Origin of the sequence: Paracoccus seriniphilus, assembly GCF_028553745.1 — a bacterium.
In the GTDB taxonomy this organism is placed as follows: Bacteria; Pseudomonadota; Alphaproteobacteria; order Rhodobacterales; family Rhodobacteraceae; genus Paracoccus; species Paracoccus seriniphilus.
Map to the genome: position 1 here is coordinate 2,463,530 of NZ_CP067129.1, position 20,248 is coordinate 2,483,777.

Genomic DNA, 20,248 nt, shown 5'->3' on the forward strand with positions numbered 1-20,248 from the left:
GCCATGACCAAATGCTCCCACAGGCTGATTGTGACCCTGCTGGCATGTCTGCTGCTGATCCCCGCACTACCGGTCCGGGCGAATGACGCGCTGCAGGCGGTCGTGACGGACAATATCGCGCAGATCAAGAAGCCTTCGCGCCGCACGGTCGGCCCGCTGATCGAGCAGATCGCCGATACCGGCCCCGAGGGTATCTCGCTGCTGACCGCATGGGCGGACCGACGGCTGGGCGTCACCGAAGACGGGCGTCTGCTGATCCTTCACGATGAGGACATGACCGATGCGATCACCGGCGTGGTGGCTGCCGATGCCGACCCGAAGATGCTGAGGCCCAATTCCGGCGTGCGCGGGCTGATCGAATCGGCGCTGGTCGCCAGCCAGATTTCCGCCCCCGACCCCGCCATTCGCGCCGCCGCGCTGGACAGCATTGCGCGATCGGGCAGCGCCGAACATCTGATCGCCCTGACCGAGGCCCCACCCGACCCGGATGCGCAATTGCAGGCCCGCCGCGACCGGCTGCAAACCCTGCTGACCATTCAATATGGCGATGATCCGGCCCTTCGCGTCGCTGCCATAGAGGAACTCAGCGGCGACATCTCGCTGGATTTCCGTGCCGTTCTGAACCCGCTGCTGGCAACCCGCCTGATCGCCGCGACCGGGGAACCCACCGGCGTCAATATCGCCCGCGAGCTGGAACCGGGCAGCGACGAGCTGCCGCGCGAAGCCGCCTATGATCTGCTGAAGGCCGATGGCGTGGCCGAGCCGCGCCTGACCCCGACGGCTCAGCGCGAGGCGCTGGCCGCCCATATCGTCGATGGCAAGGTTGGCGGCGTCGCTCTGGCAAATCTGAACGACCCACAGGCCCGGGACCGCGCCTATATGGCGCTGGAGGCCGAGGGCGGCGTTCCCCCTGCCGCAACCGAGGCCGAGGTTCAATCCGCCATCGACGCCTATCGCTATTTCGAAATCTATGCCGAGGCCGATTCCAGCGTCACCGATGCCGCAGCAGCCGCACAGCGCGCCGCGCAGACCCGCCTTGTCACCATGAAGGGCATTGATCTGGGGCTGGACGCGCTGTCGCTGGCCTCGATCTATTTCCTCGCGGCCATCGGGCTGGCGATCACCTTTGGCGTGATGGGCGTGATCAATATGGCCCATGGCGAGTTCATCATGATGGGTGCCTATACCGGCTATGTCGTGCAAGGGTTGATCAGCGACCGCACCATGTCACTGATCGTGGCGCTGCCCGCGGCCTTCGCCGTGACCTTTGTTGCCGGAGTGATCCTTTATCGGCTGGTCATCCGGCATCTGGCGAAACGCCCGCTGGAGACCCTGCTGGCGACATTTGGCGTCTCGATCGCGCTGCAGCAGTTGGCCAAGAACATCTTTGGCACGCAGGCCCGACCGCTGACTGCGCCGGGATGGCTGGAGGGCGCCATCACCATCAATGACGTCATCTCGATCAGCACCATCCGTGTGGCGATCTTCGTGCTGGCGTTGCTGTTTCTGGGCCTGTTCCTGTTCATCATGAAACGCACGCGCCTCGGGCTGGAGGTGCGCGCCGTCACCCAGAACCCCGGCATGGCCGCTTCGATGGGCATCAATCCCGACCGCATCGCGATGATGACCTTTGGCCTTGGTTCGGGCATCGCGGGGATTGCGGGCGTGGCCATCGGCCTGTTCGCTCAGGTCACATCCGAGCTGGGCCAGCAATATATCGTCCAGAGCTTCATGACCGTGGTCGTCGGCGGAGTCGGCAATATCTGGGGCACCCTGGCCGGTGCCGGCCTGATCGGCGTGCTGTCAAAAGTGATTGAATCCTTCAACCCGTCGAACACGCTGGCGGCGCAGACCTTCATGATCCTGTTCATCGTGATCTTCATCCAGTTCCGGCCGCGCGGGATCATTCCGCAGCGTGGCCGCGCCGCGGAGGCATGACATGAGCCGCAAACCCCTTATCCTGCGCAACCCTTCGATTCTTGTCGTGCTGGCAGTGCTGGCGGTCTTTACGGCGACCGTCACCCTGCTCAGCCAGGCCTATGGCACCGGGGCGATTCCGACCTCGATGGTCAAGGTTCTGGGCAAGACCCTGTGCCTTGCGCTGGCCGCCGTCGCCATGGATCTGGTCTGGGGCTATCTGGGCATCCTGTCGCTTGGCCAGATGGCATTCTTCGGGCTGGGAGGCTACATGATCGGCCAGTGGCTGATGTATGCCCGCACCGAGGCCATCGTCGCGACCTCGATGGCGCAAAGCCCGATTCCCCCCACCCCGCTGGAATTGCAGGAGGGCGTGGCAAATCAGATATTCGGCGTGGTCGGCTCTGCCGATCTGCCGCTGGTCTGGAGTTTCGCCCACTCCCTGTCTGCCCAGCTTGCGCTGGTCGTGCTGGTGCCGGGGCTTCTGGCGCTGGTCTTTGGCTGGCTGGCCTTTCGCAGCCGCGTCAACGGCGTCTATCTGTCGATCCTGACGCAGGCCATGACCCTGGCCCTTGCGCTGTGGCTGTTTCAGAACGACAGCGGTTTTCGCGGCAATAACGGCCTGTCCGGCCTGCAGAACATTCCGGGGCTGGAAGATGTCGGTCAGGCGCGCCTGTCGGTCTGGTTCCTCTGGGCCTCGGCCGCGATGCTGGGGCTGGTCTATCTGCTGGCGGCATGGGTGGTCAGCGGCAAGTTCGGCAGCGTCGTGCGCGCCATCCGCGACGATGAAACCCGCGTGCGGTTTCTGGGCTATCCGGTCGAGGGCTTCAAACTGGCCGTCTTTACCCTTGCCGCGATGATTACGGCCATCGCCGGGGCGCTGTATTATCCGCAGGCCGGCATCATCAATCCGGCGGAAATGGCCCCCATCGCATCGATCTATCTGGCGGTCTGGGTGGCCATTGGCGGGCGCGGGCGGCTGTATGGCGCGATTGTCGGGGCGGTGGTCGTGTCCCTGCTGTCCAGCTGGTTCACCGGTGGCCGCGCCCCGGCCATCGAGCTGCCTTTCTACACGGTCAACTGGGTCGATTGGTGGCAGGTGCTGCTGGGATTGAGTTTCGTTCTGGTCACGCTGTTCGCGCCACGCGGCATTGCCGGAATCGTCGACTGGCTGGGCGGCGTGCTGCCACCGCGCCGACATGGCCGTGACCTTGGCCCCGATCAGGGGGCCCTGCAGGAAAAGGAGGCCAAGGCATGAGTGCGCTTCTGGAAGTAGACGGTATCTCGGTCAGTTTCGACGGGTTCAAGGCGATCAACGGTCTGTCCTTCAGCATCGGTCCGGCCGAGCTGCGCGCGGTGATCGGCCCCAATGGCGCCGGCAAGACGACCTTCATGGATATCGTCACCGGCAAGACCCGCCCGGATGAGGGCCGGGTGCTGTGGGGCGAAAGCTCGGTTTCGCTGCTGAAGCTGAACGAGGCCCAGATTGCCCGTGCGGGGGTCGGGCGCAAGTTCCAGCGCCCCACCGTCTTCGAGGATCAATCGGTCGCCGACAATCTGACCATGGCGCTGAAGGCCAATCGAAGCCCCTTCCCGGTGCTGTTCTGGAAGCCCTCGCCGCAATCCCGGGCGCGCGTGGCCGAACTGGCCGAAGAGGTCGGCCTGGCCGGACAGACCGCGCGCAAGGCTGGAGAATTGAGCCACGGCCAGAAGCAATGGCTGGAAATCGGCATGTTGCTGGCGCAGGAACCGCGCCTGCTGTTGGTCGACGAACCGGCGGCAGGGATGACTCTGGCCGAGCGCGAACAAACCACCACCCTGCTGAAACGGCTGGCCGAAACGCGGGCCGTGGTGGTCGTGGAACATGACATGGATTTCGTGCGCCGGCTGGATTGCAAGGTTACCGTGCTGCATCAGGGCGCAGTTCTGGCCGAAGGCTCGCTGGACCATGTCACCCGCAATCCCGACGTGATCGAAGTCTATCTGGGGCGCTGATATGCTGGAAGCAAGAAAACTGACCCTTCACTATGGTGGCAGCCAGATCCTGCATGGCATAGACATTGCCGCCCGGCCCGGTGCCGTCACCTGCGTCATGGGCAACAACGGCGTGGGCAAGACCTCGTTGATGAACCTGCTGGCGGGCCGCCATCCGCGATCCGGCGGCAGCTTGCGTTTCGCCGGCAGGGAACTGGGTCGCGTCACCGCCCAGGGCCTTGCACGAATGGGAGTTGGCTATGTTCCGCAAGGCCGCGCCATCTTTCCCATGCTGACGGTGCGCGAGAACATGGAAACCGGCTTTGCCTGTTTGCCACGCGGCGCACGCGTGATCCCGGACGAGATTTTCGAGAGCTTTCCGGTTCTGGCCGAAATGGCCCATCGGCGCGGGGGTGATCTGTCAGGCGGGCAACAGCAACAGCTGGCCATCGCGCGGGCGCTGATTACCAAGCCACGTGTCCTGTTGCTGGACGAGCCGACCGAGGGGATCCAGCCCAATATCATCGCGCAGATCGGCCGGGTGATCGCCGATCTGCGCGATCGCGGCGACATGGCCATCGTTCTGGTCGAGCAATTCTTCGATTTTGCCTGGGATCTGGGGGATGAATTCCTGGTGCTGGAACGTGGCCGCGCGGTGGCCCAGGGGGCCAAGGCGGAATTGCGGCGCGAGGATCTGCACGCTCGCCTGGCGGCACATGCGGCGGCGTGAGTTTCCGTTCGGGTATTTGGACGAAGAAGAAGGCTAGCGCTTGCGCTCCCAGCGGCCGGATTCCTCGGACCAGTATTCAGCGGTGACGCCCGCCGCGGTCAGGGCCTTCCACTGGTCACGTGCACGTGCCACGGCCTGAGCGTCGGCGCCATCGAAGATGATGCAGCATCTTTGCAAGGGCTCGCATTCATCCGCGGCGACTTCGGCACCGTCCAGCGCCATCAGGCAGGCAGGTCGATTGGGTGATGCCTGCCCGGCGATGGTCAGCAGGACAGGCTGGCGCGCATCATGGGGACCGCCTGCCAGCCCATGTGGAAGGAAGCCATTGCCCTGCCACAGATGACGGTCAAGCCGGTCCATGCGGTCGGGATCAGTGCCGCGCAATTCGACCCGCCATCCCTGCTGAAGCGATTTGCCGATCAGCACCGGCAGCAGCGTTTCGGCGGGCTGGCGGGTGAGATGGTAGAAAAGCGCATTGCCCATGGTTTGCCCCGTTCAGTGCCACCGGGACCAGCACCATGCCGTCCCGGCGGCGATCCATCATTCCGATTCGAACTGATCGCGAACCAGACGGTCCAGAGTCATCACACCCCAGCCGGTCGCGCCCTTGGGGGCCAGATCGGTGGCCGAAGGCGGCAGCGCGACCCCGGCGATGTCGATATGCGCCCAGGGCTGATCCTCGCGAATGAAGCGTTGCAGGAACTGCGCGGCCGTGATCGATCCTGCCGCACGGCCACCGGTGTTCTTCATATCGGCCAGGCGGGACTTGATCAGCTTGTCATAGGCCGGGGACAGCGGCAGACGCCAGGCGCCCTCGCCTTCCGAAGTAGCAGCCTTGAGGATGTTTTCCGCCAGTTTGTCGTCATTGGCAAAGACACCGGCGTTGTCGTGGCCCAGCGCGATGATGACCGCGCCGGTCAGCGTTGCCAGATCGATCACTGCGGCAGGCTGGAAGCGGGTTTGCGCATACCAAAGCACATCGGCCAGCACCAGGCGGCCTTCGGCATCGGTATTGATGACCTCGATCGTGTCGCCCTTCATGGACTTCACGATATCGCCCGGACGTTGCGCCTTGCCGTCAGGCATGTTCTCGACCAGCCCGACCAGACCGACGACATTCGCCTTGGCGCGGCGCAGGGCCAGCGTGCGCATCACTCCGGCGACCACTCCGGCGCCGCCCATATCCATGGTCATCTCTTCCATGCCGGCTGCCGGCTTGATCGAAATGCCGCCCGTATCAAAGACGACGCCCTTTCCGACCAGCGCAAGCGGGGCCTCGTCGCCGCCGCCATTCCAGCGCATCACCACGACTTTCGAGGGGCTTTCGCTGCCCTGGCCCACGGCCAGGAGGGCGCGCATGCCCAGTTCGGCCAGTTGCTCTTCGTCCAGAACCTCGACGGTCAGGCCAATTTCCTCCATCGCCTTGAGTCGGTCGGCGAAATCGGTCGTGGTCAGGACATTGGCCGGTTCATTGACCAGATCACGGGTAAAGAACACGCCCTCGGCCACGGCAGCAGCCGCACCGGCGGTCTTGGCCAATGCCTCGGGTTCCTGGGCCATGAAGGTCACGCGCGGCGCTTTCTGGGCGCTGTCACCTTCGTCCTGAGCGGATTTCGACTGATAGACGTCAAACTTGTATCCGCGCAAGGCAATGCCCAGGGCGACTTCATCGGCACGTCTGTGATTGCCGGCCAGGACAAGCGTATGGGACTTGCCCAGCTTTTCGCCGATGGTTGCACCGGCCTTGCGCGCCTCGACGACACTGGCCCTGTTGGACAGCATCACCAGCTGGATCGCTTCGGCAGACATTCCGGCGGGGAAAGCCAGTTCCAGTGCTTCGCCGGGTTTCAGCGCCTCCCAGGCCTGAGACTGGGTTGCGCGCTGGACGGCACTCCGGGCATGACGCGGCAGACCGCGGGGCAGCCTGGCCTCGGGCGTCATGAGCAGGACCACCCGTCCATCATGCGCGGAGACCTGCTCGACGTCGGTTTCAGTGAAGGCGATTTCGACGGGTTGGGTCATTTCTTGTCCTCAAAGGTTGTTACCCGAGAACCTAGACACACTGCCAACCCTTTTCCAGAGCCTCCCTTCGGGCTAATCAGGGCGCAACGCCCGCGCAGAAAGCCCTTGCACACCATGCCCCGGATCGATCGCTATCTTCTTGGACTGTTGCTGACCCTGTTCGGCTTCTTTGCGCTGGTGCTGGTGTCGGTCTATTGGATCAACCGCGCCGTAAGCCTGTTTGACGACCTGTTGAACGACGGACAGTCGGCACTGGTCGTGCTGGAGTTCACCGTGCTGACCCTGCCGCTGGTGATTTCCGTGGTTCTGCCGGTGGCGGCATTTGCTGCCGCGGCCTATGGCACCAACCGGCTTTCGGGGGAATCCGAACTGGTCGCCATGCAGGCCGCCGGGCTGTCACCCTGGCGGTTGGCACGCCCGGTTCTGGTCTTTGGCCTGTTTGTCGGCCTGCTGGTCGCCATCCTGGTGCATGGGCTGGTTCCAATGGCGCGCGCCAAGCTGGCTGAACGGCAAAGCGAAATCGCCGAAAACATCACTGCACAGTTCCTGCGGGCGGGCACATTCCAATATCCGACTGATGGTATCACCCTGTTCATTCGCGACATTGCCAGTGACGGGCGCCTGCTGGATCTGTTCATCGAAGATGCACGCGATCCAGAGAACCAGACCACCTATACCTCGGAAGAGGCCCTGGTGGCGCGCAATGATTCGGGGCCTGTGCTGATATTGCTGAACGGCATGACGCAGAATCTGCGCTATGACGACGACAAGCGAAATCTGTCGGTGACCCGGTTTGAACAGCTCAGCTATGACCTTGGGGCGATGCTGACCCCGAGAAGCGGCAAGAAGCGCGATCTGCGCGAATTCGGCACCCTGGCCTTGTTGTTTCCCGATCAGGAACTGCTCGACGCCACAGGTGCCGATGCCGGAGCGGCGCGCCGCGAGGCCCACGAGCGCATCGCGCAGCCCCTGCTGTCGCCTATCGCCGCGATGATCGGCTTCGCGACCCTGCTGATCGGCAGCTATTCGCGCTTTGGTGTCTGGCGACAAGTGATCTGGGCGATTGTCGGCCTGATCGCCGTGCAGTTCCTGACCAATGCCGCAGCCAATCAGGTCGGGCGCAATCCAGACCTGTGGCCGATGCTGTATCTGCCCGCCGCCATGGGGGGATTGCTGTGTGTCATGCTGCTTTGGCTGGCTGCGCGGCCCCGCCGCATCTGCCCGCGCGTGGCACTGGCTACTCGCCCGGCAGCCAAAAGGAGCGCGCCATGATCCTTGCGCGCTATATCGGGCGGCGTTTCCTGCGCAGCTTCCTGCTGATCGCGGGCGTCTTCCTGATGATCCTGTTGCTGATCGACATGATCGAGATGATCCGCCGGTTTTCCGAGCGCGGTATCGGAGTGTCAGGGGCGGCGAAACTGGCGGCGCTGAATATCGCCGGCAGCTTCTATTCCATCTTGCCGCTGATCACGGTCCTGGCCGGGATTGCCCTGTTTCTGGGGTTGGCGCGCAGTTCGGAAATGGTCGCCATCCGGGCCTCGGGACGCTCGGCGCTGAAGGTTGTCGCGGCCCCCTCGATCGCCGCCATCATGCTGGGCGCGATCACGGTCGCCCTGGTGAACCCGATGGTCGCCGTCACCGGCAAGAGGTTCGATGACGAGGTCGCAAATATCGAAAGACAGGGCAGCCAGACGGTTTCCATCAGCGACAGCGCCATGTGGCTTCGTCAGGCGGTGATCGAGCGCGGGCGGGAGGCCGGGCAGATCGTCATTCGCGCCCGACGTGCCAGCCCCGATGCCACGACACTTTATGATGCTTCGTTCCTGGTGTTCGACCAGAACAATGGCCCGGTGCGCCGTATCGAAGCCCGCGAGGCGCGACTTTCGCCGGGAAAATGGGATCTGATCGATGTGCGCGACTATGCGCTGGACCGCCCCAACCCCGAGGCCCAGGCCGAAGCGCGCGAAACGCTGTCACTGGCGTCGGATCTGACCGCGCAGCGCATCCGCGAAGGTTTCGGTCGCCCCGAGGCCGTGCCGGTCTGGCAATTGCCAGGCTTCATCGCCGGGCTTGAGCGCGCCGGTTTCACCGCCGCGCGACATCGCGTCTGGTTCCAGATGGAGCTGGCGCGGCCGTTCCTGATGGGAACGATGATCCTGATTGCGGCGGCCTTTACCATGCAGCATGTGCGCGGGCGCAATACCGGCGTCGCGGTTCTCATCGCCTTTGCCGCTGGAATCTGCCTGTTCTTCCTGCGCAACCTGGCGCAGGTGCTGGGCGACAATGGCCAGATCACGCCGGTCATGGCGGCCTGGTTTCCACCTCTGGTGGGAGGATTACTGGCCCTTGGGGTCATCTTGCAGCGAGAGGACGGATGATGCTGAAGCGACTGACCACGGCCACAAGCCTGTTCGCCAGCGTCGCGGTCTGGCAGTGTCTGCCACAATCTGCGCTGGCACAGTCATTGTTTGATGATGCGACAAGCTCCGAGTCGCAACTGGGGGCTGCCCCGCTGTCCAGCACAACCGGCAGTTCGGCATTGGCCCCGACCGCGCCTGCACTGGATGACGATCTGCTGGGCGATGGGACGCCGGACCGGGCAGAACTCAAGGTCGTCGAGCGCACCGCCGATGTCACATTGTCCGGCGATCGTCCGGAACTGAACGACAGCGACGATGCGGCGACAGTTCTGGCCGACAACATGGTCCTGCAGGGCGACCGGACATTGATCGCGGCCGGCGGCGTGGTGGTCTGGTATCAGGGGACACGACTGGTCGCATCGCGCCTGATCGTGGATGGCGCCAGCGGCGATCTGACCATCGAAGGCCCGATCCATCTGTCCCGACCCGGTGCAAGCGACCCCGACAGCGAATCCATCCTGATCGCCGATTCCGCACAGCTGGACCGTGAACTGCAGGATGGGATCATCCGCGGCGCAAGGCTGGTGATCGCGCGCGAATTGCAACTGGCCGCCGACGAACTGACCCGCAGCGCCAACGGGCGCATGACCAGCCTGACCCATGTCGTGGCCTCCAGCTGCCAGGTCTGCGCCAGCAACCCGACCCCCCTGTGGGAAATCCGCGCACGCAGCATCACCCACGACGCAGAGACCAGCCTGCTGACCCTCGACCATCCGCAATTGCGCGCCTTCGGGGTGCCCATTGCGGCCGTTCCCTTCACGATCACGGCGCCTGACCCGACGGTCGAGCGTCGCTCCGGCTTTCTGCGCCCCGAATTCCGCACCACATCCAGCCTGGGCTTCGGCGTGAAACTGCCATATTTCCAGACGCTTGGAGACAGCGCCGACATCACGCTGACGCCCTATGTCTCGGCCAGCCAGACCCGGACTCTGGAGTTCCGCTACCGTCAGGCCTGGACGAGCGGCGAGGCCGAATGGGAAGGCGCGATCACCCGCGACGACATCGAGCCCGGCGAGACCCGGGGCTATCTGTTCGGCAATGCCACCTATGAGCTGCCGCGTGGCTATCGTCTGGGCGTTCAGGTCCAGGTCGCATCGGACCGCGCCTATCTGCTGGATTATGACATCTCGGACGCCGACCGTCTGTGGAGCGGCTTTACGCTCGAGCGCATCACCCGCGACCGGCTGGTCTTCGGTCGCGTGGGGAACTACGAATCACTGCGTGATGACGAGGACAATTCGACCTCGCCCAATCAGGTCGCCGATATCCTGTCGCAGCGTCGCTTCACCCCCGCGCTTATCGGTGGTCAAGGGGTGATGGAATGGTCGTTCCATGCCCATCGCCGCCCGTCGGATGAAAACATCGTTGGTCGCGACGTCGCCCGAGGGTCGGTCGGCGTGGACTGGCGCCGCAGCGAGATCCTGCCGGGGGGCCTTGTCGGAACCGTCATCGCGGGGCTGGATGCAGACCTGTACCGTATCGCACAGGATGACCGCTATGACGATTACGTGACCCGCGTGGACCCGGTCCTGGGCACCGAATTGCGCTGGCCCTTGATGACAAGCACGGGAGGCGCCACGCATATCGTCGAACCCGTCGTCCAACTGTTCTGGTCACCGCGCGGCAGCAATGACGACATTCCCAATGAAGACAGCCAGTTGATCGAGTTCGACGAAGGCAATCTGTTTTCGGACGACCGCTTTTCCGGATGGGACGCGCGCGAGACCGGGCTGCGTGCCAATATCGGGGTCAGCTGGACAAGAATCGACCCCGATGGCTGGTCATTGGGGCTTACCGGCGGACGGGTGCTGCGCGCACATGAAGATGACGATTTCCCGACCGATTCCCCCCCAGCGGGCAAACGGTCAGACTGGCTGCTTGCGGCGCATTATGACAGCGGCAAGGGATTGGCCCTGTCCAACCGGGCGCTGTTTGACGATTCCTTCGATTTCTCCCGAAATGAGCTGCGGCTGGGCTGGCAGCGCCAGGGGCTCGAGGTGTCGGCCGGATATCTGTGGATCAACAGCGATGAGGATGAAGGGCGCGACAGCGACGCGAATGAGCTGACCGCAACCGTCGGCTGGCAGATTTTCGATGGCTGGTGGATCAATGCCGAAACCCGCTATGATTTCGCGGCCGACAAGGCGCAGAAGGCGACCTTTGACGTGGCCTATCAGAACGAATGCCTGACGCTGGAAATGGGTCTGTCGCGTCGCTTCACGGAAAGCTACAGTGTCAGTCCGGAAACCAGCTTCGATCTGTCGGTTCGGCTGGGCGGTTTCGGCAGTCAGAAAGACAGTAGCGGCACGGTGGCGCGTCGCAGTTGCATGCGCTAGTCTCGCCGCGACAAGTGATTTGGGGGCCTGCAGATGCGGCATATTCTTTCCAGCGTTGCCATTGCGGCGACCTTGATCTTTGGCGCGGCCGGACCGACTGTCGCGCAGAATCCATTCGCGCCCGTCATCTATATCAATGACAAGGCCGTGACCCGCTACGAGGTCGAGCAGCGCATGAAGTTCATGCAGATCCTTGGCTCGCCCGCAGATCAGGCCGAGGCCGAGGATGCGTTGATCAACGACCGGCTGCGCATCTACGCCGCCCAACAACTGGGAATCGAAGTCACGGAGCAGGGGCTGCAGGCCGGGCTGGAGGAATTTGCCAGTCGCGCCCGCATGTCCGCCGCCGAATTCACTGCGGCACTGGAAAAATCAGGTGTCGAACCTCAGGCCTATCGTGATTTCGTCAAGGCTGGCGTTGCCTGGCGCGGCGTCATCCGTCAGCGCCTGCTGTCGCAGATCAGCGTGTCCGACGCCGAGGTCGATCAGGAGATGAAGCGCCAGATCGAGACGCCGATCATTTCGCGCGTGCTGTTGTCGGAACTGATCATTCCCGCCCCGGAAGGTCAGGAAGAGGCCGCGATGAACCGCGCCCGCGCGATTGCGGCATCTCAACCGAACGAAGCGCAATTCGCCGCCGCCGCGCGCAAATACTCGGCGGCTGGCACTGCCTCATCGGGTGGGCGTCTGAACTGGATCGGGCTGGACAACCTGCCCCCGGCGCTGCGCCCGGTGCTGACCAATCTGTCCACCGGCCAGATCACCCAGCCCCTGACGGTGCCCGGAGCGGTGGTGCTGTTCTACCTGCGCGACAAGCAGGGCAATCTGCGCCCCGGTGCCAAGGAGCAGGTGCTGGAATACATGACACTGCGGATGCCTTCGGCCGCCGAGGCCACGCAGTTGGCGGCACGGGTGCGCAACTGCGACGATCTCTATGTGCAGGCCGGCAGCGATGCCGCGCCGATGGTCAACCGTCAGACCCAGTCGCAGAATGCCATTCCCGCCCTGATCGCGACCCGTCTGGCCTCGATGGATGACGATGAAGCCGGCATCGTGAATTACGGCAATGCCGCCGATGTCGTCGTCCTCTGTTCTCGTCAGCCGGCCCTGCTGGCCCGGGCGCAACAGGACGTTCCGACCACCGCACTGCCCGATGACGGCGTCGAGGCGGCACTGCCCGACACGCAGGGCATCCCCAACCGCGAGGTCCTGCGCGAGGACATCTATAGCCGCAAGGCGAATGCCGCCGCCGATGCCTATCTGGCCGAGTTGCGCGCCGATGCGATTATCCGGCGTCCGTAAGCCATGATCAGCCGTATCCTGCTGACCTGCGGCGAACCCGCCGGCATTGGCCCCGAACTGGTGGTTCCCGCCATGGAGTCCGGGGTCGATTTCGCCTGGATCGGCGACCCCCGGCATTTGCCCCAAGGCACAGCCTATTGCGAGATCGTCGCCCCCTCGGACCCGGTGCCTGCCGGCCAGCTGCCCGTCCTGCGCCACGATTTTGTCGCTCCCGTGACACCGGGGCGGCCCGATCCCGCCAACGCGCAGGGCGTGATCGAGGTCATTGCCCGTGCCGTTGAACTGGTCATGCGTGGCGAAGCGCAGGCCATCACCACCCTGCCCATCAACAAGCAGGTTCTGAAAGAAGGCGCGGCATTCGCCTTTCCCGGGCATACCGAGTATCTGGCCGATCTTGCCGGGGATGTCCCGGTGGCAATGATGCTGGCCTCGACATCGGTGCAGCCGCCTTGCCGCGTCGTGCCAGCCACCATCCATATCCCGCTGGCCTCGGTTCCCGCCGCGCTGACGGTCGACCGGCTGGAGCAGGCCATCCGCATCACGCATGCGGCATTGATCCGGGATTTCGGCATTGTCGCCCCGCGCCTGGCCGTGGCCGGCCTGAATCCGCATGCCGGCGAAGGTGGTGCCATGGGCAGCGAAGAGAACAGCTTCATCCGCCCGCTGCTGGCACGGCTTCGCGGCGAAGGCATGGATATCGCCGGCCCCCTGCCCGCCGATACGATGTTCCATGCCAATGCAAGGTCGCGTTATGATGCCGCCATCTGCGCCTATCACGATCAGGCGCTGATCCCGATCAAGACCCTGGATTTCGCGGGCGGCGTGAATGTCACGCTTGGCCTGCCCTTCGTGCGGACCTCGCCAGATCACGGCACCGCCTTCGACATCGCCGGACAGGGCGTGGCCGATGCCACCTCGACCATCGCGGCGCTGCGGATGGCGCAGGACATGGCAAGGTCGCGCGGATGAGCAGCATCGACAATCTGCCCCCCCTGCGCGAGGTGATCGCGCGCCATGAATTGCGCGCGAAGAAGCAGCTTGGCCAGAATTTCCTGTTGGACCTGAACCTGACCTCGAAGATCGCGCGTCAGGCCGGGGATCTGTCGCAATGCGACATTCTGGAAATCGGTCCCGGCCCCGGCGGGCTGACCCGTGGTCTGCTGGCCGAAGGCGCGCGGCGCGTTCTGGCGATTGAAAAGGATGCCCGTGCCCTTCCGGCTCTGGAAGAGATTGCACAGGCCTATCCGGGTCGCCTGCAGGTCATCAACGGCGATGCGCTGGCCATCGACCCGCTGGAGCATCTGACCCCGCCGATCCGTGTTGCCGCCAATCTGCCATATAATATCGGCACGGAACTGCTGATCCGCTGGCTGACACCGCCGCAATGGCCGCCCTTCTGGCAATCGCTGACGCTGATGTTCCAGAAGGAAGTGGCCGAACGCATCGTCGCAAGGCCGGGCAGCAAGGCCTATGGACGGCTGGCCCTGCTGGCGCAATGGCGCAGCGATGCGCGGATCGTCATGACCCTGCCGCCCGAAGCCTTTGTGCCAGCGCCCTCGATCCATTCGGCGGTGGTGCATCTGACGGCGCTGCCGGAACCTCGCTTTCCCGCCGACCCGGCGGTTCTGTCACAGATCACCGCGGCGGGTTTCAACCAACGGCGCAAGATGCTGCGGGCCAGCCTGCGCGGCCTGCATCCGCAGATCGAAGGCCTGCTGGAGCAGGTGGATATCGCCCCCACCGCACGCGCCGAGGAAATCGACCTCGAACGTTTCTGCGCCCTGGCTCGGGCGCTGAAGGAAGCGCGCAAGGCGGGCTGACGTTCACGGCACCTTGTAGACATGACACAAAAGAAAGGGCCGCAAAAGCGGCCCTGTCAGTCTGGTGATGGATCTCGTCTCAGCCCTGTTCGGCACCGTTTTCCGGCGCAGCATCCGGCGCCGGGGTCGCCTCGGCTTCTGCGGGCGCGGTCTCGCCATCGCTGGCCTTGCGCTTGCTGCGGCTGGTGGTGCTGCGCGGAGCGCGGGGCGCGCGGGTGGTTTTCGCACGCGTCTTCTTGGCCGGTGCAGCCTCGGGGGTCTCGACCGGTCCGGCTTCGCCCTGCGGCGCCACGGCATCGGGCAGACCCAATTGCGGCTGCACCTCGGCTTCAGTTTCGGCGCTGGTTGCGGGCTCTGCCTGGGCTTCGGGCTCGGGCTTTGCTGCAGTTTCCGACTTGGTCGAGGCGCTGCGGCGTGAAGAGCTGCGACGCTGGGGCGCAGGCTTGGACTCGGCTACGGACGCCGGGGCCGCCTCTTCCTTGACGACAGGCTGCTCATCACTGCTGGCAGTCTGCGCACGCTCTTGCTGATTGCGCTCTTGCTGGCCGCGATCCTGCTGATTGCGATCACCCTGCGCCGTATCACGCTGACCGTTGTTATGATCGCGGTTGCGGTGGTCGCGGTGACCATTGTCGCCACGCTGGCCATTCTGCTGGCCATGCCCATCGCGGTCATCATCGCCATTCTGGCGCTGATTGTGATGCTGCTGTTGCTGCGCCTGACGCTCGGCCATTTCGCGCTGCGCTTCGCCCAGCATGCGCGTGTAATGCTCGGCATGCTGGAAAAAGCTCTGCTCGGCCACGCGGTCATTGGAAAGCTGCGCGTCCCGCGCCAGCGTCAGATATTTGTCGATGATCTGCTGAGGCGTGCCCCGGACCTTTCCTTCAGGACCCGAGCTGTCAAACACGCGGTTGACTATATTCCCCAGCGAGCGCTGGCGATTCGACTTGTTACGCGAACGGGATTTCGATGATCTCATCAGTCTGTCTGTTATGGTTCCAGGGTAGTCTGGGTGGCCGGAGCGGTCCGGTCTGCGTTTCGGGCGGCGTCGGCGGAATTTACTCGCAACCTGCCATTCAAGCCCAGTTCTTGCCTAGCAAGGCGCTGTGCGCACCCGGTCGATCATGGCAATTGTCAGGCTGACCCGTGTGGCGGCTAGGGCCCCCGACACGCAGCTGACTAATCATGCAGTCAGCGGCGTTACAAGGAAAAAGTTGTCATTTTGGTGAAATTCGCCGCAATTTTCGGGATTCATCCGTGAAACCAAGCCTGAACGACACGATCCCTTCCGTCAAGATCGGCGATCACACGGGTTCGTGCGCCCGCGGCCTGAAACAGCGCCGAGACCGCCTGCCCCTGCCGGTGCCCGATCTCGACCAGGACATGGCCGCCGGGGTTCAGATGCGCCTGTGCCCCCGCTGCGATGGTCCGATAGGCGGTCAGCCCGTCTGCACCATCTGTCAGGGCCAGATGCGGTTCCCAGTTCAGAACGTCGGGAGACAGGCCAGACATCTCTTCCGCGGCAATATAGGGCGGATTCGAGACGATCAGATCAAAGCCTGCATCGATGCCCTGATACCAGTCGGCCTGCGCGAAATCCGCCGCCACGCCGATCCGGCGGGCATTGTCCCTTGCGACCTCAAGGGCCTGCAGAGAGATATCCGTGCCCTGCCCCCTTGCGCCGGGCCGCGCGGCCAGAAGCGAAATCAGGATGGCGCCGGTTCCCGTGCCCATGTCCAGCACCGAGCTCCACGTCAACTGCAGCGCCGCATCGATCAGGGTTTCGGTTTCCGGGCGCGGGTCCAGCGTGTCGGATGTGACCCGGAAGCGATGGGCATAGAAATCGCGATAGCCGACGATCTGCGCCACCGGCTGATGCGCCGCGCGGGCGGAAATCGCCGCGGTCAGGCGCGTTGTCTCGGATTCGGTCAGGGCGCGATTGTCCATGATCCGCAAGCGGCCCGGCTCGACATCCAGTATGGCGGCCAGGATACGGTCGCCATCGCGTGCAGCGCCGACGATTCCGGCCGCGCCCAGCCGTGCGGCCGCCACCCGCCGCGCCTCGTCGATGGTCATTCCTGCGCAGCCAGACGCGCCGCCTGATCATGCGAGGTCAGTGCGTCGATGATATCGCCCAGATCCCCGGCCATGACCCGGTCCAGCGAATAGAGCGTCAGATTGATACGGTGATCGGTCATCCGCCCCTGGGGAAAGTTGTAGGTCCGAATGCGCTCGCTGCGATCGCCGCTGCCGACCTGGGACTTGCGGTCTGCGGCACGTTCGGCATCGGCCTGCTGGCGCTGCATGTCATATAGCCGCGCACGCAAGACGGCCATGGCATTGGCGCGGTTCTGGTGCTGGGATTTCTCGGACGAGGTCACCACGATGCCGGTCGGGATATGGGTGATCCGCACCGCCGAGTCGGTGGTGTTCACATGCTGCCCACCCGCGCCGCTGGCGCGCATCGTGTCGATGCGGATATCGCCTGCAGGAATGTCGATTTCCACATCATCGGCAGCCTCGGGCAGAACCGCAACGGTGGCGGCGCTGGTATGGATGCGCCCTCCGGATTCCGTCTCGGGCACCCGCTGGACGCGATGCACGCCCGATTCATATTTCAGCCGGGCAAAGACCCCCTCGCCTGCGACGCGGACCATGGCCTCCTTGACGCCGCCCAGTTCGGTTTCCGCCAGTTCCAGCACCTGAAAGCTCCAGCCCTGCGATTCCGCATAGCGGCGATACATCGACAGCAGGTCACCAGCGAACAGCGCGGCTTCGTCACCACCGGTTCCGGGGCGGATCTCGATGATGGCCGGGCGCGCATCCGCGGCATCCTTGGGCAACAGCGCCAGCCGCAACTCCTGTTCGATCCGGGGAAGCTCGTCCTGCAGGCGTGACAATTCGTCCTCGGCCAGTTCACGCATCTCGGGATCGGCCAGCATCGCACGCGCCTCGGCCATGCCATCGCGCGCCTCGCGCCAATGGGCGATCTGCTCGACCACGGGTTTCAGCTCGGCATATTCGCGGCTGATCCGCGCGATCTGGTCGGGCGCCGCGCCGGCATTGAGCTGCGCTTCGAGAAACTCGAAACGCTGGGTGATCTGGTGAAGGCGGTCTTCGGGAAGCATGATGTGCGGATTTATAGCCCCGCACGCCCCCCGTAAAGCGCCTATCTGCCCTGGCCGCCCCCTCATGCGGGGATTTGCCTTGCATCTTCAAGATCGCCCGCTATAAGGCCCCATCCTTCCGCCGAGATTTGTGCAACCGGCAACCTCTCGTGGCGGGTGCGGAAGGCTGAAGCCCGCCTATGAAGTGGCCATTGATGAAAGGATCGCCATGCCTCTGTATGAGCATGTGCTGATCGCCCGTCAGGACCTGTCTAACACGCAGGCCGAAGGGCTGATCGAACATTTTTCGACCGTTCTCGCCGACAATGGCGGCAAGGTCATCGACAACGAATACTGGGGTGTCCGCACCCTCGCCTACAAGATCAACAAGAACCGCAAGGGCCATTACGCCTTCCTGCGCACCGATGCCCCTTCGGCAGCCGTGCAGGAGATGGAGCGTCTTGCCCGTCTGCATGACGACGTGATGCGCGTGATGACCATCCGCGTTGACGAGCACGAAGAAGGTCCTTCGGTGCAGATGCAAAAACGCGAAGAACGTGGCGATCGCCGCGAACGTCGCGACCGGAACTGAGGAGATCTGAACCATGGCGAACAAACCGTTCTTCCGCCGTCGCAAGGTCTGCCCGTTCTCGGGTGATAATGCGCCGAAGATCGACTATAAGGACACCCGTCTGCTGCAGCGCTACATCAGCGAGCGCGGCAAGATTGTGCCTTCGCGCATCACCGCAGTCTCGGCAAAGAAGCAGCGTGAACTGGCCCGTGCCATCAAACGCGCCCGCTTCCTCGCCCTGCTGCCCTATGTCGTGAAATAAGGAGACCTGATCATGCAAGTCATCCTTTTGGAACGCGTGGCCAAACTGGGCCAGATGGGCGAAGTGGTGAAGGTGAAAGAGGGCTATGCCCGCAACTTCCTGCTGCCCCAGGGCAAAGCCCTGCGCGCATCGGACGCCAATATCGCCGCTTTTGAAGAGCGCAAGGTGCAGCTTGAAGCACGCAACGCCGAAACCAAGGCCGAAGCACAGAAGGTCGCCGACAAACTGGACGGCCAGACCTTCGTCATCATCCGGTCGGCATCCGATTCGGGCGCTCTTTACGGTTCGGTCACCACGCGCGACGCCGCCGATTCCTCGACCGAGGCCGGCTTCACCGTCGATCGCAAGCAGATCGTTCTGAAAACGCCGATCAAGGACCTGGGCCTGCATGACGTCACCGTCGTGCTGCACCCCGAGGTCGAGGCAACGATCACGCTGAACGTTGCCCGTTCGAACGAAGAAGCCGAACTGCAGGCACAAGGCAAGTCGATCCAGGATCTGGCTGCCGAAGCCGACGCGGAAGCAGAATTCGAGATCGCCGAACTGTTTGACGACATCGGTGGCGCTTCCGAAGACGAAGGCGACGACGCCTGAGGCATCCATCTGATCCCCGTGATCAGGACCACGATCGACGCCGCGCCGGACCACCGGCGCGGCGATTTTCTTTTGCCGATGATTTGCACTCCCTGACAGGGTTCATGTTAGGATTTGACCACCGGCCTGGGTTGTGACACAGGCGCGCAACCTTGACGTGATAGATCCGAGGATATGCAGATGACCGATCCCCTGACCCGCCTACTGACGGAGCGCGACTGGCTGCTGGCAGATGGGGCGACCGGAACCAACCTGTTCAACATGGGGCTGGAATCCGGAGAACCGCCGGAATTGTGGAACACAGATCACCCCGACAGGATTCGCGCGCTGTATCGCGGCGCGGTGGATGCCGGCTCGGATCTGTTCCTGACCAACAGCTTTGGTGGCAACGCCAGCCGCCTGCGCCTGCACAAGGCCGATTCGCGCGTGGGCGAATTGAACCGCGTGGCCGCCGAACTGGCGCGTGAGGTGGCCGACAGCGCCGGTCGCAAGGTCATCGTTGCGGGCAGCATGGGCCCGACCGGAGAAATCATGGCCCCGATGGGTGCACTGACCCATGAAGGCGCCGTCGAAATGTTCCATGAGCAGGCCGAAGCCCTGAAGGATGGCGGCGTGGATGTCCTGTGGGTGGAAACCATCAGCGCCGCCGAGGAATTCCGCGCCGCGGCGGAAGCCGCGCGTCTGGTCGGGATGCCCTGGTGCGGCACCATGAGCTTTGACACCGCAGGCCGCACGATGATGGGGCTGACCTCGGCGCAGCTTTCGGCGCTGGTCGAGAAGCTGCCCAATCCGCCGGTTGCCTATGGCGCGAATTGCGGTGTCGGCGCATCTGATCTGCTGCGCACGGTCACCGGTTTTCTGGCCTCGGGCAATGAACGCCCGCTGATCGCCAAGGGCAATGCCGGCATTCCGCGTTTCGAGGCGGGGCATATCCATTACAACGGCACGCCCGAACTGATGGCCGATTACGCCTGCCTGGCACGTGATCTGGGCGTGCGGATCATCGGCGGATGCTGCGGCACCATGCCCGAACATCTGCGCGCGATGCGCGAGGCGCTGGAAACCCGGCCCGCAGGCCCGCGCCCCTCGCTGGAACTGATTGCCGAACGTCTGGGCGGCTTCAGCTCCAGCAGCGACGGCACGGATGATTCCGGCCCGACCCGCGAACGTCGCGGCCGCCGTCGCGGATAACC

At 64.0% G+C, this 20,248-nt stretch carries 19 protein-coding genes; 14 read left to right on the top strand and 5 right to left on the bottom strand.

The features are described from left to right. Positions 1 to 3: 3 nt before the first annotated feature. The 4 genes from urtB to urtE are packed head-to-tail and all read left to right on the top strand — an operon-like array spanning position 4 to position 4,621. Positions 4 to 1,938 carry an urea ABC transporter permease subunit UrtB gene (urtB, locus tag JHW44_RS12030; protein WP_089342667.1) on the top strand — a complete coding sequence of 645 codons (1,935 nt, stop codon included), beginning with the start codon at positions 4 to 6 and terminating at the stop codon, positions 1,936 to 1,938. 1 nt (position 1,939) lies between these two features. Further along, positions 1,940 to 3,175 (top strand): urea ABC transporter permease subunit UrtC, encoded by a 1,236-nt coding sequence (urtC, locus tag JHW44_RS12035; protein ID WP_089342666.1) that lies wholly within the window; start codon positions 1,940 to 1,942, stop codon positions 3,173 to 3,175. Then, a complete protein-coding gene (urtD, locus tag JHW44_RS12040) occupies positions 3,172 to 3,912 on the top strand; it encodes an urea ABC transporter ATP-binding protein UrtD (protein WP_089342665.1) in 741 nt (246 codons plus the stop codon). Before urtC ends, urtD begins: the two co-directional genes overlap by 4 nt. A gap of 1 nt (position 3,913) precedes the next feature. Then, the gene (gene urtE, locus JHW44_RS12045; protein WP_089342664.1) at positions 3,914 to 4,621 is read left to right on the top strand and encodes an urea ABC transporter ATP-binding subunit UrtE; all 708 of its coding nucleotides are present in this window, start codon (positions 3,914 to 3,916) and stop codon (positions 4,619 to 4,621) included. 33 nt (positions 4,622 to 4,654) lie between these two features. On the opposite strand, the gene JHW44_RS12050 is transcribed toward urtE, so the two are convergent. Together JHW44_RS12050 and JHW44_RS12055 are read right to left on the bottom strand one after the other, a co-directional pair. Further along, entirely contained in the window at positions 4,655 to 5,104 is a 450-nt protein-coding gene (locus JHW44_RS12050) for a DNA polymerase III subunit chi (protein ID WP_089342663.1), read from the bottom strand. 57 nt (positions 5,105 to 5,161) lie between these two features. After that, positions 5,162 to 6,643: a leucyl aminopeptidase gene (locus JHW44_RS12055; RefSeq protein ID WP_089342662.1), complete on the bottom strand. Its 1,482-nt coding sequence runs from the start codon at positions 6,641 to 6,643 to the stop codon at positions 5,162 to 5,164. Between the two features lie 114 nt (positions 6,644 to 6,757). Between JHW44_RS12055 and lptF the strand changes: the two genes are divergently transcribed. The 6 genes from lptF to rsmA are packed head-to-tail and all read left to right on the top strand — an operon-like array spanning position 6,758 to position 14,521. Then, positions 6,758 to 7,915: an LPS export ABC transporter permease LptF gene (gene lptF, locus JHW44_RS12060; RefSeq protein ID WP_089342661.1), complete on the top strand. Its 1,158-nt coding sequence runs from the start codon at positions 6,758 to 6,760 to the stop codon at positions 7,913 to 7,915. After that, entirely contained in the window at positions 7,912 to 9,021 is a 1,110-nt protein-coding gene (gene lptG, locus JHW44_RS12065; protein WP_089342660.1) for an LPS export ABC transporter permease LptG, read from the top strand. The genes lptF and lptG overlap by 4 nt, the downstream gene beginning before the upstream one ends. Then, a complete protein-coding gene (locus JHW44_RS12070) occupies positions 9,018 to 11,399 on the top strand; it encodes an LPS-assembly protein LptD (protein ID WP_272850275.1) in 2,382 nt (793 codons plus the stop codon). Before lptG ends, JHW44_RS12070 begins: the two co-directional genes overlap by 4 nt. A gap of 33 nt (positions 11,400 to 11,432) precedes the next feature. Then, positions 11,433 to 12,701, top strand: a complete 1,269-nt coding sequence (locus JHW44_RS12075; protein ID WP_089342658.1) for a peptidylprolyl isomerase — start codon at positions 11,433 to 11,435, stop codon at positions 12,699 to 12,701. A 3-nt stretch (positions 12,702 to 12,704) separates the two neighbouring features. Then, the gene (gene pdxA / locus JHW44_RS12080) at positions 12,705 to 13,670 is read left to right on the top strand and encodes a 4-hydroxythreonine-4-phosphate dehydrogenase PdxA (RefSeq protein ID WP_089342657.1); all 966 of its coding nucleotides are present in this window, start codon (positions 12,705 to 12,707) and stop codon (positions 13,668 to 13,670) included. After that, a complete protein-coding gene (gene rsmA / locus JHW44_RS12085; RefSeq protein ID WP_089342656.1) occupies positions 13,667 to 14,521 on the top strand; it encodes a 16S rRNA (adenine(1518)-N(6)/adenine(1519)-N(6))-dimethyltransferase RsmA in 855 nt (284 codons plus the stop codon). Before pdxA ends, rsmA begins: the two co-directional genes overlap by 4 nt. A 79-nt stretch (positions 14,522 to 14,600) precedes the next feature. On the opposite strand, the gene JHW44_RS12090 is transcribed toward rsmA, so the two are convergent. From JHW44_RS12090 to prfA, 3 genes are all read right to left on the bottom strand, one after another. After that, the gene (locus JHW44_RS12090; protein WP_089342655.1) at positions 14,601 to 15,500 is read right to left on the bottom strand and encodes a DUF4167 domain-containing protein; all 900 of its coding nucleotides are present in this window, start codon (positions 15,498 to 15,500) and stop codon (positions 14,601 to 14,603) included. Between the two features lie 272 nt (positions 15,501 to 15,772). Further along, positions 15,773 to 16,597, bottom strand: a complete 825-nt coding sequence (gene prmC, locus JHW44_RS12095; protein WP_089342654.1) for a peptide chain release factor N(5)-glutamine methyltransferase — start codon at positions 16,595 to 16,597, stop codon at positions 15,773 to 15,775. Beyond that, positions 16,594 to 17,649 (bottom strand): peptide chain release factor 1, encoded by a 1,056-nt coding sequence (gene prfA, locus JHW44_RS12100; RefSeq protein WP_089342653.1) that lies wholly within the window; start codon positions 17,647 to 17,649, stop codon positions 16,594 to 16,596. Before prfA ends, prmC begins: the two co-directional genes overlap by 4 nt. 208 nt (positions 17,650 to 17,857) lie before the next feature. Here prfA and rpsF point away from each other — a divergent pair, with 208 nt between their 5' ends. The 4 genes from rpsF to bmt all read left to right on the top strand — a co-directional run bounded on the left by rpsF (position 17,858) and on the right by bmt (position 20,246). Continuing rightward, the gene (gene rpsF / locus JHW44_RS12105; protein WP_089342652.1) at positions 17,858 to 18,220 is read left to right on the top strand and encodes a 30S ribosomal protein S6; all 363 of its coding nucleotides are present in this window, start codon (positions 17,858 to 17,860) and stop codon (positions 18,218 to 18,220) included. Between the two features lie 13 nt (positions 18,221 to 18,233). After that, a complete protein-coding gene (rpsR, locus tag JHW44_RS12110) occupies positions 18,234 to 18,461 on the top strand; it encodes a 30S ribosomal protein S18 (RefSeq protein ID WP_089342651.1) in 228 nt (75 codons plus the stop codon). 12 nt (positions 18,462 to 18,473) lie between these two features. Continuing rightward, a complete protein-coding gene (rplI, locus tag JHW44_RS12115; protein WP_089342650.1) occupies positions 18,474 to 19,055 on the top strand; it encodes a 50S ribosomal protein L9 in 582 nt (193 codons plus the stop codon). Between the two features lie 180 nt (positions 19,056 to 19,235). Continuing rightward, positions 19,236 to 20,246, top strand: a complete 1,011-nt coding sequence (gene bmt / locus JHW44_RS12120) for a betaine--homocysteine S-methyltransferase (protein WP_089342867.1) — start codon at positions 19,236 to 19,238, stop codon at positions 20,244 to 20,246. The last annotated feature ends 2 nt before the right edge of the window (positions 20,247 to 20,248 follow it).

Coding starts and splice junctions, on each gene's coding strand:
- urtB (WP_089342667.1), top strand. CDS start 4: ATGACCAAATGCTCCCACAGGCTGATTGTGACCCTGCTGGCATGTCTG.
- urtC (WP_089342666.1), top strand. CDS start 1,940: ATGAGCCGCAAACCCCTTATCCTGCGCAACCCTTCGATTCTTGTCGTG.
- urtD (WP_089342665.1), top strand. CDS start 3,172: ATGAGTGCGCTTCTGGAAGTAGACGGTATCTCGGTCAGTTTCGACGGG.
- urtE (WP_089342664.1), top strand. CDS start 3,914: ATGCTGGAAGCAAGAAAACTGACCCTTCACTATGGTGGCAGCCAGATC.
- JHW44_RS12050 (WP_089342663.1), bottom strand. CDS start 5,104: ATGGGCAATGCGCTTTTCTACCATCTCACCCGCCAGCCCGCCGAAACG.
- JHW44_RS12055 (WP_089342662.1), bottom strand. CDS start 6,643: ATGACCCAACCCGTCGAAATCGCCTTCACTGAAACCGACGTCGAGCAG.
- lptF (WP_089342661.1), top strand. CDS start 6,758: ATGCCCCGGATCGATCGCTATCTTCTTGGACTGTTGCTGACCCTGTTC.
- lptG (WP_089342660.1), top strand. CDS start 7,912: ATGATCCTTGCGCGCTATATCGGGCGGCGTTTCCTGCGCAGCTTCCTG.
- JHW44_RS12070 (WP_272850275.1), top strand. CDS start 9,018: ATGATGCTGAAGCGACTGACCACGGCCACAAGCCTGTTCGCCAGCGTC.
- JHW44_RS12075 (WP_089342658.1), top strand. CDS start 11,433: ATGCGGCATATTCTTTCCAGCGTTGCCATTGCGGCGACCTTGATCTTT.
- pdxA (WP_089342657.1), top strand. CDS start 12,705: ATGATCAGCCGTATCCTGCTGACCTGCGGCGAACCCGCCGGCATTGGC.
- rsmA (WP_089342656.1), top strand. CDS start 13,667: ATGAGCAGCATCGACAATCTGCCCCCCCTGCGCGAGGTGATCGCGCGC.
- JHW44_RS12090 (WP_089342655.1), bottom strand. CDS start 15,500: ATGAGATCATCGAAATCCCGTTCGCGTAACAAGTCGAATCGCCAGCGC.
- prmC (WP_089342654.1), bottom strand. CDS start 16,597: ATGACCATCGACGAGGCGCGGCGGGTGGCGGCCGCACGGCTGGGCGCG.
- prfA (WP_089342653.1), bottom strand. CDS start 17,649: ATGCTTCCCGAAGACCGCCTTCACCAGATCACCCAGCGTTTCGAGTTT.
- rpsF (WP_089342652.1), top strand. CDS start 17,858: ATGCCTCTGTATGAGCATGTGCTGATCGCCCGTCAGGACCTGTCTAAC.
- rpsR (WP_089342651.1), top strand. CDS start 18,234: ATGGCGAACAAACCGTTCTTCCGCCGTCGCAAGGTCTGCCCGTTCTCG.
- rplI (WP_089342650.1), top strand. CDS start 18,474: ATGCAAGTCATCCTTTTGGAACGCGTGGCCAAACTGGGCCAGATGGGC.
- bmt (WP_089342867.1), top strand. CDS start 19,236: ATGACCGATCCCCTGACCCGCCTACTGACGGAGCGCGACTGGCTGCTG.